We start from the raw sequence: 13,339 nt of genomic DNA, 5'->3' as shown, positions 1-13,339 counted from the left end.
TTGGTAAATTGTATCGGTGCGCAATGATGGCTTTTGCTTCAGCCCAGGTTCAGAAACTCAAGGGTTTATCTCGCGATTGCGTGCGTTTGAAGGAGTAACCCGAAGCGCTGAGTCCGTTTACCTGGCGGCTTACCGTGTCGCCCAGGCCGTAGCCGTTGCCGGCCAGCACCGCGTGGGCGTTGTCGACGGGAAGCAGGATGTAGTCGGTGAGCGGCTCGTTGTGCAATTGGCCGCGAATCACCAGAAAGCCTTCTTCCAGGCGCACGCTGATACCGCTCAACGGCGCGTCGGGTTCGTGGGTGTTAAGCACCTGGTAGGTGCCGATGGTGTTGGCCCACGCCAGCGGCAGCGGCGGCGGGTCGATGCGCTCGCCGATGGCCAGGCGTTGGCCATGGCTGCGGGCCGTGAGTACTTGGCGGCCCTGCACCGTGACCACGTCCAGCTGCACGCGGCCCAGTTCACCCAAGTCCTTGAGCCAAAAGCCAAGGACTTTTTTCTGCGCGCGCAGCCAGCCGTGTTCGTCGCGCAATAACTCGAAGTCAAACCCGGCCAGCTCACCGCTCAGTCGATCGCCCTCATCCTTGACCCGGAATACGCCCCAGGCCGTGGCATAAAACCCGGCCAGGCGCTTGCGGTCGACGGCGGCGGGCACCTGGCGCAACTTGAGCCCATGGCTGGGCGCCTGGCAGTCGTCGGCGCACACGGACTGCCCGGTTTGCGCCTGGAACATCAGGCGCAGGGTCTCGGTGGCCAGGCGCGCGACCAGTTCTTCGGCGTTGCTGTCATTGGCCATGATGATCACCGCCAACTGCTGGTCTGGCAGCACGCTCAGCTGCGCGGCAAAATCATCGCCGCCGCCACTGTGCTGGTAAGTGCGCACGCCGGGGGCGACGGGTTCATCGCCGCAGGGCGCCAGGAACCAGCCCAGGCCCATCTGGCAATCGAAGTCCAGGGCATTGCCGGTGTTTTGCTGGGTGAACATCTGATCAATCGACGGGCTCTCAAGCACACGGTTGCCCTTATAGAGGCCGTGGGCAAACAGCATCTGCACATAATGGCTAAGGTCTTTGGGGCTGGCCCACAACCCGCCGGCGGCAAGGTCACGCACCTGTGCATCGGTACTTGCCACGCCGTCTTCGTAGCCCAGGGCGCGAAAGCTCAATTGCGTGCTGGTGCCGACAAAACTCGACTGGTTCATCTCCAGGGGCTTGAGCAGGCGGCTTTGCAGTTGGGCTTCAAAACTCTTGCCGCTGCTGCGCTCGATGGCCGCACCGACCAGCGAATAACCGAGGTTGGAATACGCCACCTGCGAGCCTGGCGGGCTGCTCAGCCATACACCCGACACCCGCATCGGCATCTGGCCCATGGCGTAAGTGCTGCGCACGTCGCGCAGGTGCTCGCTGGGCAAGCCGGATTGATGGCTGAGCAGGCGGCGCAGGGTGATGTCGCGGTCGGCGGCGGCCTGGTCAGTATGAAAGCGCGAACGCACGTAGAATTCGCGCAAGGTCTGCTGGATCGGCGCGTCGAGGGCCAGGCGCTGTTGGTCGACCAACTGCATGGCCGCTGTGGCTGTCAGTAGTTTGGAAATGCCGCCGGCGCGAAACGCCGTGTTGGCGGTCACCGGCACACCCTGGGCCTTGTCGGCCAGGCCAAAGCCGCGCGCCCAGATCAGCTCCTGGCCATTGACCAGCGCAATCGACAAACCGGGCACATTCTCGCGGGCCAGGTCCTTGGGGATGCGCGCTTGCAGGTAACGGATGATCGCGCCGTAATCGCCCTTGGGAATCGCGGGCGGGGCAGGCGGCTGCACGTGGCAGCCGAGCGTGCCGAGCAGGCAACCCCATAACGGAATACCGCGCAATGTGCGAAACATGAAGAGCACCCGAATGGTGGTTTGGATGCTCGAATGCTAAGGCGATGCTGGCCAACAATCTTTGAGAGCTTTGTCGAGAAACTGTCAAAGAGTGTTAACGCGCGAGCCCCAAACGCTCATGCCACTGGGCGATGGATTCTTCGGGGTACTCGTCGAACTGCAAATCGCCCTTGTGCACACTGACTTCGACCCACGGCACCTTCGAGCCGAGCATCAGGTGCGTGTGCTCAGGCGGCACCGGCAACGGCGTGTCGATGGCTGAAGCAAACGGGTGAATCAGCTCTGGCCATTCGGGGCTGAACAGCCACAAGGCGCTGCCGCATTGCGAGCAAAAATGCCGTTCGGCAGTGCTCGCATGCGCGCGGCTGGCGCCTTCGGGCTTGAGCTTGGCGTGGTAGACCGAGATCAGCTTGCGCCCGCGTACCTTCAAACTCTTGGCGTCGCCGCCCAGGTTGATCGCATAACCGCCGCCGCCTTGGGTCTTGCGGCAGATCGAGCAATAGCAACGCTGGTACGGGTAGGGATGCTGGCTGTTCAGGCTGAATGTTACGGCGCCGCAATGGCAGGATCCTTCGAGTTGCATGGGCTGGCTCCTCTAAGAGTGTGTAACAACACTTTGCTAATACCTTAGCCTCAGGCAAGATTCTCTGCTTTGGTTTCAGGGAAGACACCCATGATTGCTCAGTTGCAAAGCGCTGCCACGCAAATCCGCCACGCTGTGCGCAAGGCGACCGAAGGATTGATCGGGCGCGAGCAATTGGCCGAGCTGATTGTGCTGGCGGCGGTCGCCCAAGAGCACATTCTGGTGATCGGCCCGCCTGGCACGGCCAAGAGCGCCGTGGTACGCCGTGTGGCGCAGTCCATGGGTGGGCGTTACTTCGAATACTTGCTGGGGCGCTTCACTGAGCCGTCGGAGCTTTTTGGTGCCGTAGACCTGAAGAAATTGCGTGAAGGCACGGTGGAAACCGACGTCAGCGGCATGCTGCCAGAGGCCGATATCGTGTTTCTCGATGAAGTCTTCCTGGGCTCGACCGCCATTCTCAATACCTTGCTGGGCGTGCTCAACGAGCGTCGCTTTCGCCGAGGTCATACTCAAATTCAATGTCCGCTGCGTGTGTGTGTCGGCGCGGCCAACGGTTTGCCGGACGATGAGGCACTGGCGGCGTTTGGCGACCGCTTCCTGTTGCACCTGTTCGTCGATTCGGTGCCGGACAATCAACTGGAAGCCATGCTGGCGGGCGGTTGGCAGTCGGAGCAGCGCCCGGTGCAACAGTTACTGGGTATGGCCCAGTTGGATACGCTGAGCCAAGCCCTGAAAAACGTCGACCTGGGCGCGGTGCGTCCAGCCCTGGCCCAGGCGATTCGGCGCCTGCGCGAAGCCGGCATAGCGTTATCGGACCGCCGTATCGTCAAGTCTCAACGGCTGATCGCGGCCGCCGCGTTGCTGGGCGGGCGGCTGGAAGCCAGCGACGCGGATCTATGGCCCCTGCTGTATGTGCTGCCCACTAAAGAGACTCAGCAGCATGGCCGCGAGGTGCTGCGCGACCTGTTTGCCGCGTCCAGCAACAGCCATTTGTTCAGTGCGGTCGAAGAGGCCACCTTGCAACCGATGTCGCGCTTGAATCGCTTGCTGGAAACTGCGCAAGACTACCTGGCCCGCAGCGAGCCGCCCGACAGCCCGGTCCTCGAAGGGCTGCTGCGCGAGATCGACGCCAACTTCAATAGCGAGACAATGCCGGAAACCTTGCAGCAGGTACGCGGGCAACTGTCCCGAATGCTGACGCCATGAGTGCAGACCACTACGCCTGGACCTGGCGCCCAAGGCCGGTGCCTGCCGAACCACAAGCCGCCGTCGGATGGGGCGACGGCGCGCGCCGCTTGCTTGCGCGCTTGCTGCTGCTCGCAGATGAACAGGCTGCCCGTTTGCACGCTACCGCCAATGGCGATGTATTGGTCGTCACTGGGGCGGTGGCGGATTTGCCGTGGGTCGACGGTGTCGAATACGCCGCAGTACACCCCGGCGCGCCTGGCGTATGGCTTCCCACCAGTTGGGAGCCGACAGTGCCGGTAGACTTGCTCGGCCAGACGCTGTCGGCACGTTTCAAGCGCTCGCCCTTGCTGTTGTGGCGCGAACCGCAAGCCGTAGTGCCGTTGGATCGCCTGTTGCCGGTGACGGTTGAACACCTTCAGCACATCGCGACGAATTGGGGCACCCGCCATGCAACTGCCTGAAGCCTTGCAACCCTGGCGCCAGTGGCTGGAGTGGTTTGCGCCGCAGCATCTGCCGCTGTTCGCCGACTTGCTTGGGCGGCTTAACCCGGTGCTGGGGCCACTGCGCGGTAGGCAGCAAGGCGGGGTGCCTGAGCCGGATGGCGTGGGCGATCTGCAACGCCGTGGGCCTTACGAGCGCCTGCTTTCCAGCGAATGGCTGCTGGCCGATGAAGTGCCGGATGAGTTTATGCGCAGGGCTGTCGGCGGCGAGCATATGTTCCTGGCGCCGCAGTACCGCGCCCGTGAAGCCAACCGCCTGATTGTCGTGCTGTTCGACGCCGGCCCGTTGCAATGGGGCGCCGCGCGGCTGGTGCATATCGCCTTGCTGATGCTGCTGGCCCGGCGTGCCGAGGAGGCAGGGGCGCAGTTGCGTTGGGGCATCCTGCAAGGCGCGCCGCTGCTGCATGAGTTCGATAGCGCGGGGCAGCTCAAGCAACTGCTCAGGGCGCGCACCTATGAAAGTGTCGCCCCGGCGCACTGGCAAGCCTGGCAGGAATGGCTTGCCACGCAGGGTGAGACGTTGGGTGAGTGCTGGACAGTCGGGCAACGCTTGCCCAAGGACACGACCAAGACCTGTACGCACCGGGTGCAGGTGCAGCGCAGCCTGGATGGGCACAGCCTGTCATTCGAGTTGCAAGCCGGTTCTGTGCGGCGCGTGCTGTTGCCTATGCCGGATGAGGCGCACGCGGTGCAACTGCTCAAAGGCCAGTTCGACGATGAAGTCCAGGCGCCGCCGCCGAATCTCGCACGTGCGGTGCCACGCGTAGCCTTGACCTTGCCGCCGGTAATCTCCAGCGCCGGTAACTATGTGGCGCTGCGCCTGCTCGATGAGGCGGGCATGGTGGTGATCAAGCTGCCGCACAAAAACCAGAAAAAGTCGCTGGAGGTTCGACGCCGTCTGTGGGGCAAGCATCAGCGTGTATTGAGCACCACCTTTCACCACCGCAGCCTCGGTGCCGTGTTGAGCGACAACGACAGCCTGACGTTCTGGAACATTCCCGGTATGCCCACCGTCGACAAGCCCGCCCGTGAACAGCTGCAACTGCCACCGGGCACCGCGACGTTCCTGCCGAGTGTCTGGCTGCACAGTCAGAACGCCGTGCGTGTGTACTTGCTCGACAGCCAGGGGCGGCTTGCCTATTGGAAGTCGCGTCAACTTTGCCAGGTGGCGGATGACGTGATGAGCCTGGTGCAGGTCGACCCCTTGACCATCGCTTATGCGCGCAGAGAAGGCGGGCAGATTGTCGCGTATTCCGGGTCTGCTGACGGTTTACGCGCCAATGGTCATGCGGTCGGCTCGGCAGCGGGCGTCAGCCAGGTATTGTTGGCTGCCAACTTTTACTGGCGCCAGTACTGCGGTGGTTGCGCGCTGCTGACCACCGAGGACGGCTACCAGAGTTGGCGCCTGGTGACCCATGAAAGCTTTCCGGCGAAACACGAACAGATCGACTTGGCGCTCGGTTGGAAAGCCATCGGCCTGCACTATACGTACGCCCAACGGCCGGCTTACTCACTGGTGCTGCTGGGGCCGAACCAGCACAGCGTCGGGCTGTACGCCGAGGGGCAACAGCGCACGTTGTTCACTACCTCGGCGCCAATTGCCCGCGCGAGCTTTTGCCCCATGAGCGGCTTGATCGCCGTACTGACCACTGACCGCGAATTACTGGTTTACTCGGTTGGCGAGCGCTCCATGCGTTTGCAAGTGATGTGCAACCAGGCACCGCAGCTCACCCAGGAAGCTGCCAATGCATGAGCCAGAACGGATGCTGATTCGCCGCCCGGTACTCACCGGGCACCAACAGATTGACGGCCTATGGTTTGCCGCCGAGCGTTTTGATGAGAGCGAGCGCAGGCGCCTGATCCTCAAGTATTGGCAAGTCGACGCGCGTGCCTACCGTTTTGCCGACGGCGACTTGCTGCAGTTCCACACACCTTGCCCGGTACACTGCGAAAGCCTGCACGGCTGGCCGCTAATCCGCCAGGGCCTGGGCTTGTCGTCTGCCGCGCTGCACCCTGAGGAATTGCGCGGGCTGCCCGTTGCCGACTTGTGGCTGGTGCGCGGCAGCCAGATCCATGCATTGCAGTTGCGCGATGCACACGTGCTGACGCCTGGGCTGTGGCTCGACATCAGTACCTACACGCTGCTCGACACCTTTGACTGCCATACCCCGTTGCCGGCAACGCTGCCGGAGGCGGTGGTCACCGACCTGCGTGAAATCCTCGGTGGGCCACTGGAGCCCGTCAGCCCGGAGCGCGAAGCAATCATGCAAGCACTGCTGGAGCGCCCGCGTCACACGTCGAGTAAAGGGCCTGGCGCCAGCGCGGCGTCTGCGCAAAACAACGCAAACAGCGCCCGCGAAGTCTCTTCCCCGGTGCTGAAAATCGTGATCGGCCTGGTACTGCTGGGTGGGCTGGTCCGCCTCTTCGGCCAGAGCGAGCCCGCCGCGCTGTTGGCCGAGCACACACAGTCCTTCGGCGGCATGCTCCTGGGCGCCGTGATCTGGATGGTGGTGATCACCGCGTTGTTGTACGGGTTGAACCGCTTCCTGCACCGTGGCGCGTCTGCCCCCGCCCAAGCGGCGCCCCGGCCGGTGGCTCGCGCACCCGCTAACCCAGGCATCGCTGCGCGTGCCACCCCGCGCAGTTATAAACCTGCCGCGTGGCGCCGTTTGTTGACCCGGCTGACCCAGCATTCCCAGCTGTCCAAACTGTATGGCAAACGCCAGGCCGCCTACATGCAGCGCATGTTGGAGATGTTCGAAGACGGCAATTTCGAAGAAGCCTTGCGCCACGCGATCCCCTTGAACAGCGCTGCCTCCAGCGGTGAACAGAGCTTTGGTACGCCACAGCGCCGCGAGGATTTGAGCCTCAGCCAAAAGGCTGGCCCCGCGCGCTCGATGCTGTTTGAAGACGACTTGACCGAGCATTTGCGCCAGGTGTATCGCCAGACTTTTGAACGCCTGGACCGTGCCGGTCGTATCGAGGAAGCGGTGTTTGTCCTTGCCGAATTGCTCAAGGAGCATCAGCAAGCTCTCGATTACCTGGAGAAACACGCGCGCTATCAGCAGGCCGCTGACCTGGCCCTGGCGTGGGACATGCCGCCTGCGGTGATCGTGCGCTTGCTGTGCCTGGCCGAGCAGTGGCAGCGCGCCGTGCTGGTGGCGCGGCGCGACAATGCGTTTGCTGACGCCGTGGTGATGCTCCAGGCCAAGTCGCCGGAAGCCGCCGACCGCTTGCGCCTGGAATGGGCCGAGTCGTTGATCGCCAAAGGCCTGTGGTTGCAAGCCGTCGATGTTATTTGGAGCCTGCCCGCAGAGCGCCACGCGCCGCGCAATGGCTGCTCAACGCCGAGGCTGCCGGCGGGCGCTTGGGCATTGAGGCGCTGGTTAAACGCGCGGTCCTGTTGCCCGAAACGCTGCACGCTTACGGGCCGTGGGTCGAGCAATTGCGTGACGACCCCGCGCGCGCCGGGGAACGCGCCGCCCTGGCGCAGGCGTTGTTGCAACACAAGGCACACACCACCGCCTTGGCCTGGCTGGCAGGTGCCACTGTGCACGCGATTCTGGCCGATCAATTCAGCGATCAAGGCCAACTGACCCATAACCAGTTACAAGCGCTGGTCAAGATGAGTCGCGATAAAGCGCTTCAGGCGGACTTGCCGGGCCAAGCCCTGAAGCGTACGCCCGTGGTCTCACTGGAGCACTTGGGCGACACCCGCGAGTGGGCTGCGCCGGCGGCTGGCAGCCGGCCGATTTTCGACGCGGCGCCGCTGGAAGACCAGCGTTACCTGGTGGCGCTGGGCGAGTCGGGTGTGATGGTGGTGGATGCGGCGGGCACAACGTTGTTTCACTTTGCTGTACCGGCGCAGAAAATCGTGATTGCCCATAGCCGACAGGTTGCGTTGGTGCTGATCTGGCGGGGGAATGTATGGCGCGTGAGCAAACTGGACCTGGTCAATCGTGTCGCCAAAGACCTCGGTATGCTGGCCATGGATGTCTTTGCACACGCGTTTGATGGCAGCAACTGGACCATCGGCAAAGGCCCGCAGTTGCGCGTGGTGGATGTTGACCGTGGCTTTGACACGCTCTGGCATGTGAGTGATCTACCGGAGTCGGTGCGTGCCATCAAGGTGGATGAACACAATGAATACCTGTGGCTGTCGGCGCCGGGCGGGTGCCTGATGCTGTGGCATTATCGTCTGCCGGAGCGGCGCCTGGTCAGTCGCGAAAGCGCGTTTGACATCGTCGCGACGGACTTCCAGGTTCCCAGTGCCACCGCTGAATCGGCGCAGTATCGGATCAAGCACGACTATGGAACACCCACGCTGATACTGAAGCAGCACGGGGTTCGAAAGCGCTACCGGCTGCCTGGCAACTTACCGGAAGAAGAATGGGATGAGTCCGTCAGCCCGTTTCTATTTGAGGACTGGTTGCTGATCAGTTATCGGGTTGAGGAGCACGACACCTGCTGGCACGTGATCCACCGTGCCAGCGATCGGCTTTGCGTCACGTTGCACTGGCCGCAATCGCCGGCCCAGCTTCGCCGCCTCGGGTCTGATCTGTTGCTGTTCGATGGGCAGGGCCGGCTGAGCCATATCAATATTGATAACGCCAGCCAGCGCAACATCAGCCTGCACTGAGTGTGTCCGGCATCAAGGTGGCGATCAACGCCCGAATGGTGCCCGGCAATGCCTCAAGCTCGCGCACCAGGATACTGCGTTCGCGAATCGCCCACGGCTCATCGAGCTTCACCGTCACCAACTGCATGGTCCGGCTGTGCCGCACGGCGGCGGATTCGGGAATGATGCCAATGCCCACGCCGGCCTCGACCATTCGGCAGATCGCTTCGAAGCTCGACACCTGAATGCGCAGCGACAACTGCTTGCCCAGGCGATCGACGTGTTCACGCAAAAAACTCAATAACGTGCTGCCTTCGTGCAGGCCGATGTGCTGGTAGGCCAGGGTTTGCTCCAGCGTCACCGAAGACTGGTCGGCCAATGGGTGGCCCACGGGCACCATCAACACCAATTCATCGGTGCTGAAATGCAACACCTGCAAACCTGCTGCCTCAACCGGCCCGGCAATGATGCCCATGTCGCTGGTGCCATCAAGCACGCCACGTACGATGTCGCGGGATAAACGCTCTTGCAGGTCGACGGTCACGCCCGGGCGCTGGGACAGAAAACCCGCCAGCACCTCCGGCAGAAACTCGGTCACCGCCGTGGTGTTGGCGAAGATGCGGATATGCCCGGCCGAATCCACGCCGTATTGGGTGAACTCGCTTTTTAGGTAATCCACCTGGCGCATGATCAGCCGCGCATGGTGCAGCAGCCGTTCGCCCGCCGGGGTGATCTCCACGCCACGGCTGTCGCGGTACAGCAGGCGCGTATCCAACTGGCCTTCCAGCGCCTTGATCCGCGCACTGGCAGCGGCCGGCGAGAGGAACGCACGCTTGGCGCCTTGGGTGAGGCTGGGGGATTCGGCGATGTGGATAAACAGGCGCAGGTCGGCGAGATCGAAATGCATGCAAACCCCTATTTTGGCAACGGTGAGGTTCAAGTGTGGGAGCTGGCTTGTTGTGGCGAGCAAGCTTGCTTGCGCTGGGGTGCGAAGCGCCCCCAAAAAGCCGGAGACTGCTGCGCAGTCAACGGGAGCAAGCTCCCTCGCCACAACAAGCCAGCTCCCACAGGATATGAGGGCGGACTCGAAGTTGGCGTTCAGCATAACCGAACGCTGGTTTATTGAAATGCAAATTCTCAGAACGGCCAGGCGCTTGCATGATCCGGGGCAGACACTCACTGCCCGAGGACCTGCACCCGATGAGCACCACTGACTGGATTGGCCGAAGCGAGACCGCCCACGACCACCTGAGCCTTAACCTGCTCAAACGCATTGCCGCTACTTTTGGCGAAGCTGTGCCGGAACAGGGCGCCGATTTGCCGCCGCTGTGGCAGTGGTGTTTTTTCCAGGACCCGCTGCCGGAATCGGCCTTGGGCACCGATGGCCACCCGGCCCGTGGCGGGTTCCTGCCGCCCGCTGATAACCGCAATCGCATGTGGGCCGGTGGGCGCATCGAGTTCGTGCATGCCTTGCGCGCGGGTGAGGCGGCGACCCGCGTGTCGACCATCACCCAGGTCGAAGAAAAGACCGGGCGAACCGGCTCGCTGTTGTTTGTCACCGTGCGTCATGACTATTCCCAGGACGGTCGCCTGGCGATCCGCGAAGAACAGGACATCGTTTACCGCGAACCGACGCCGCCCAAACAGGGCAGTGGCGACGCCTTGCCCGAAGGCGAATGGCAGGCATCGATCAGCCCCACGCCAACCCTGCTGTTTCGTTACAGCGCCGTGACCTTCAACGGCCACCGCATCCACTACGACTACCCGTATGTCACCGACACCGAAGGCTATTCAGGCCTGGTGGTGCACGGCCCGCTGATCGCTACCTTGAGCCTGCGCGCGTTTTGCCGCGCCCATCCCGACGCGACCCTGCGCCGTTTTGCCTATCGCGGTGTTCGCCCACTGATTGCACCGCAGCCATTTGTGGTCGGTGGGCGCGTGACCGAAACCGGTGTGGCGCAGTTGTGGGCGGGCAACGCCGGTGGTCTGGCGCAGACCGCTCAGGTCCACTTCGAATAATCCAGGAACAACAGGCGGAGAGCCGTTAATGAACCCCAATGACAACGAAGAACTCAATGCCATCCGTGAAGGCGTGCGCGCCTTGTGCGCCGAGTTCGACGCGGCGTACTGGCGCAGGATCGACGAACAAAAAGGCTTCCCCGAAACCTTTGTCAAAGCCCTGACCGACGCCGGCTGGCTGTCGGCGATGATCCCTGAAGAATACGGCGGCTCTGGCCTGGGCCTGGCCGAAGCCTCGGTGATCCTCGAAGAAGTCAACCGTTGCGGTGGTAACTCCGGCACCGTGCACGGCCAGATGTACAACATGTTCACCTTGCTGCGCCACGGCAGCGAAGCGCAAAAAAGCTTCTACCTGCCCAAGCTCGCCAGCGGCGAATTGCGCCTGCAATCGATGGGCGTGACCGAGCCCACCACCGGCACCGACACCACCAAAATCAAGACCACGGCGATCAAGCGTGGTGACAAGTATGTGATCAACGGCCAGAAAGTCTGGATCTCGCGCATCCAGCATTCCGACTTGATGATTCTGCTGGCGCGCACCACGCCGCTGGCCGAGGTGAAGAAGAAGTCTGAAGGCATGTCGATCTTCCTGGTCGACCTGCGCGAAGCCATCGGCAACGGCCTGACCGTGCAGCCCATCGCCAATATGGTCAACCACGAAACCAACGAACTGTTTTTCGACAACCTGGAGCTACCCCTCGACAGCCTGATCGGCGAGGAGGGCAAAGGCTTTAAATACATCCTCGACGGCCTCAACGCCGAACGCACCCTGATCGCCGCCGAGTGCATCGGCGACGGTCGCTGGTTTATCGAAAAGGCCAGCGCCTACGCCCGCGACCGCGTGGTGTTTGGCCGCCCGATCGGGCAGAACCAGGGTGTGCAGTTCCCGATTGCCGAGGCGCATATCGAAATCGAAGCGGCGGACCTGATGCGCTGGCGTGCCTGCGAAGAATACGACAGCGGCAAGAATGCCGGGGCCAGCGCCAACATGGCCAAGTACCTGGCTGCCAAGGCGTCCTGGGAAGCGGCCAACGCCTGCCTGCAAACCCACGGTGGTTTCGGCTTTGCCTGTGAGTACGACGTAGAGCGCAAATTCCGCGAAACACGCCTGTACCAGGTGGCGCCGATCTCCACCAACCTGATCCTGTCCTACGTGGCCGAGCACCTGCTCGAACTGCCACGCAGTTTCTGAGGGCCTGAGCATGAGCCATACCCAAACGCTGTGCCGGTTCCTTGCGGACCTGAACTACGAACAATTGCCGGAAAAGGTACTGGCACGCACCGAAGACCTGTATCTGGATTGGTTGGCCTCGGCGCTGGCAAGCAAGGGTGCGCACCCGATCCCGTTGTTTGAACGCTATGCACAAAAAATGGGACCCCACAGCGGTCCCGCCCAGGTGATCGTCAATGGCAGCACCACCAGCGCGTATTTTGCGGCGCTGGTGAACGCCGCATCCTCACACCTGGTGGAGCAGGATGACCTGCACAACAGCTCGGTGCTGCACCCCGCGACCGTGGTGTTTCCGGCCGCGCTGGCTGCCGCCCAGGACCTCGGCAAATCCGGCCGTGAATTGCTGCTGGCCTCGGTGGCCGGTTATGAAGCCGGAATTCGCATCGGCGAATTCATGGGCCGGTCCCACTACCGCATCTTCCACACCACAGCCACCGTCGGCACCCTGGCGGCGGCGGTGGCCGTGGGCAAACTGCTGGACTTTAACCAGGAACAGTTCATCAACCTGCTCGGCAGCGCCGGCACCCAGGCCGCCGGGCTGTGGGAGTTTTTGCGCGATGCCGCCGACTCCAAGCAACTGCACACCGCCAAGGCGGCGGCGGATGGCTTGCTCGCGGCGTATTTGACGGCGGACGGGCTCACCGGCGCACGCAATATTCTGGAAGGCGATCAAGGCTTGGCAGCAGGCATGTCCAGTGATGCCGAGCCTCGCAAGTTATCGGCCGACCTTGGCAGCCGCTGGGCGCTGCTGGAAACCTCGTTCAAGTTCCACGCCTCGTGCCGTCACACCCATCCGGCCGCGGATGCCCTGCTGGATCTGATGCAGCGCGAAGGGCTATGCGCTGTAGATATCGCCACGGTTGAAACGCGTGTCCATCAAGGTGCCATCGACGTGCTGGGCCGCGTGACCACGCCTGCCACTGTGCACCAGGCCAAATTCTCCATGGGCACCGTGCTCGGCCTGATCGCCGTGCACGGTAAAGCCGGGCTCACCGAGTTCCACGAACGGGCGCTGACCGACCCCGCCGTCTCGGCTTTCCGCGACAAGGTCAGCATGACCCTCGACGCAGAAGTCGACGGCGCCTACCCGCAGCGCTGGCTGGGCCGCGTCACTGTCACCACGCTCGATGGCCGCACGCTGCAGGGCGCCATCGACGAACCCAGGGGCGATCCTGGTAACACCCTGAGTCGGGTGGAGCTCGCGGATAAATTCCGGCGCCTTACCCAATTCAGCGGTGCGCGCACACCCGCGCAGGCCAATGCACTGATCGAAAAGGTCTGGCACCTGCGCAGTGCAGCGTCCATGGCCCACTGGCTTTGAGGAAGC

General features: G+C 62.8%; 11 protein-coding genes. 8 read left to right on the top strand and 3 right to left on the bottom strand.

Annotation, left to right across the window (positions count from 1 at the left end):
- Positions 1-49: 49 nt before the first annotated feature.
- Entirely contained in the window at positions 50-1,873 is a 1,824-nt protein-coding gene (locus ACQY47_RS01355) for a serine hydrolase domain-containing protein (RefSeq protein WP_428554913.1), read from the bottom strand.
- Between the two features lie 94 nt (positions 1,874-1,967).
- On the bottom strand, positions 1,968-2,456 hold the full coding sequence (locus ACQY47_RS01350; protein ID WP_428554910.1) for a GFA family protein: 489 nt from the start codon (positions 2,454-2,456) through the stop codon (positions 1,968-1,970).
- A gap of 90 nt (positions 2,457-2,546) precedes the next feature.
- Between ACQY47_RS01350 and ACQY47_RS01345 the strand changes: the two genes are divergently transcribed.
- The 5 genes from ACQY47_RS01345 to ACQY47_RS01325 are packed head-to-tail and all read left to right on the top strand — an operon-like array spanning position 2,547 to position 8,783.
- Positions 2,547-3,662 (top strand): AAA family ATPase, encoded by a 1,116-nt coding sequence (locus ACQY47_RS01345; RefSeq protein WP_428554907.1) that lies wholly within the window; start codon positions 2,547-2,549, stop codon positions 3,660-3,662.
- Complete coding sequence (locus ACQY47_RS01340) at positions 3,659-4,105, top strand: hypothetical protein (RefSeq protein ID WP_428554904.1); 447 nt, start codon at positions 3,659-3,661, stop codon at positions 4,103-4,105. Before ACQY47_RS01345 ends, ACQY47_RS01340 begins: the two co-directional genes overlap by 4 nt.
- Positions 4,092-5,897 (top strand): hypothetical protein, encoded by a 1,806-nt coding sequence (locus ACQY47_RS01335; RefSeq protein ID WP_428554901.1) that lies wholly within the window; start codon positions 4,092-4,094, stop codon positions 5,895-5,897. The genes ACQY47_RS01340 and ACQY47_RS01335 overlap by 14 nt, the downstream gene beginning before the upstream one ends.
- Positions 5,890-7,740 carry a bpX6 domain-containing protein gene (locus ACQY47_RS01330; protein WP_428554898.1) on the top strand — a complete coding sequence of 617 codons (1,851 nt, stop codon included), beginning with the start codon at positions 5,890-5,892 and terminating at the stop codon, positions 7,738-7,740. The genes ACQY47_RS01335 and ACQY47_RS01330 overlap by 8 nt, the downstream gene beginning before the upstream one ends.
- Positions 7,695-8,783, top strand: coding sequence for a hypothetical protein (locus ACQY47_RS01325; protein WP_428554895.1), 1,089 nt, complete (start codon positions 7,695-7,697; stop codon positions 8,781-8,783). Before ACQY47_RS01330 ends, ACQY47_RS01325 begins: the two co-directional genes overlap by 46 nt.
- Here the strand turns inward: ACQY47_RS01325 and ACQY47_RS01320 are convergent.
- The gene (locus ACQY47_RS01320; protein WP_017137479.1) at positions 8,770-9,669 is read right to left on the bottom strand and encodes a LysR family transcriptional regulator; all 900 of its coding nucleotides are present in this window, start codon (positions 9,667-9,669) and stop codon (positions 8,770-8,772) included. The two genes, ACQY47_RS01325 and ACQY47_RS01320, sit on opposite strands and share 14 nt — an antisense overlap.
- 293 nt (positions 9,670-9,962) lie before the next feature.
- On the opposite strand from ACQY47_RS01320, the gene ACQY47_RS01315 reads away from it, so the two are divergent.
- Genes ACQY47_RS01315 through ACQY47_RS01305 form a run of 3 tightly spaced genes read left to right on the top strand, consistent with a single transcriptional unit; the run spans position 9,963 to position 13,333 of the window.
- A complete protein-coding gene (locus tag ACQY47_RS01315) occupies positions 9,963-10,781 on the top strand; it encodes an FAS1-like dehydratase domain-containing protein (protein WP_428554892.1) in 819 nt (272 codons plus the stop codon).
- A gap of 28 nt (positions 10,782-10,809) precedes the next feature.
- Positions 10,810-11,973, top strand: coding sequence for an acyl-CoA dehydrogenase family protein (locus ACQY47_RS01310; protein WP_099549621.1), 1,164 nt, complete (start codon positions 10,810-10,812; stop codon positions 11,971-11,973).
- Between the two features lie 10 nt (positions 11,974-11,983).
- Positions 11,984-13,333, top strand: a complete 1,350-nt coding sequence (locus ACQY47_RS01305) for an MmgE/PrpD family protein (protein WP_428554888.1) — start codon at positions 11,984-11,986, stop codon at positions 13,331-13,333.
- The last annotated feature ends 6 nt before the right edge of the window (positions 13,334-13,339 follow it).

Origin of the sequence: Pseudomonas edaphica (genome assembly GCF_965277385.1) — a bacterium.
In the GTDB taxonomy this organism is placed as follows: Bacteria; Pseudomonadota; Gammaproteobacteria; order Pseudomonadales; family Pseudomonadaceae; genus Aquipseudomonas; species Aquipseudomonas edaphica.
This window is presented reverse-complemented; position numbering and strand designations above follow the sequence as displayed.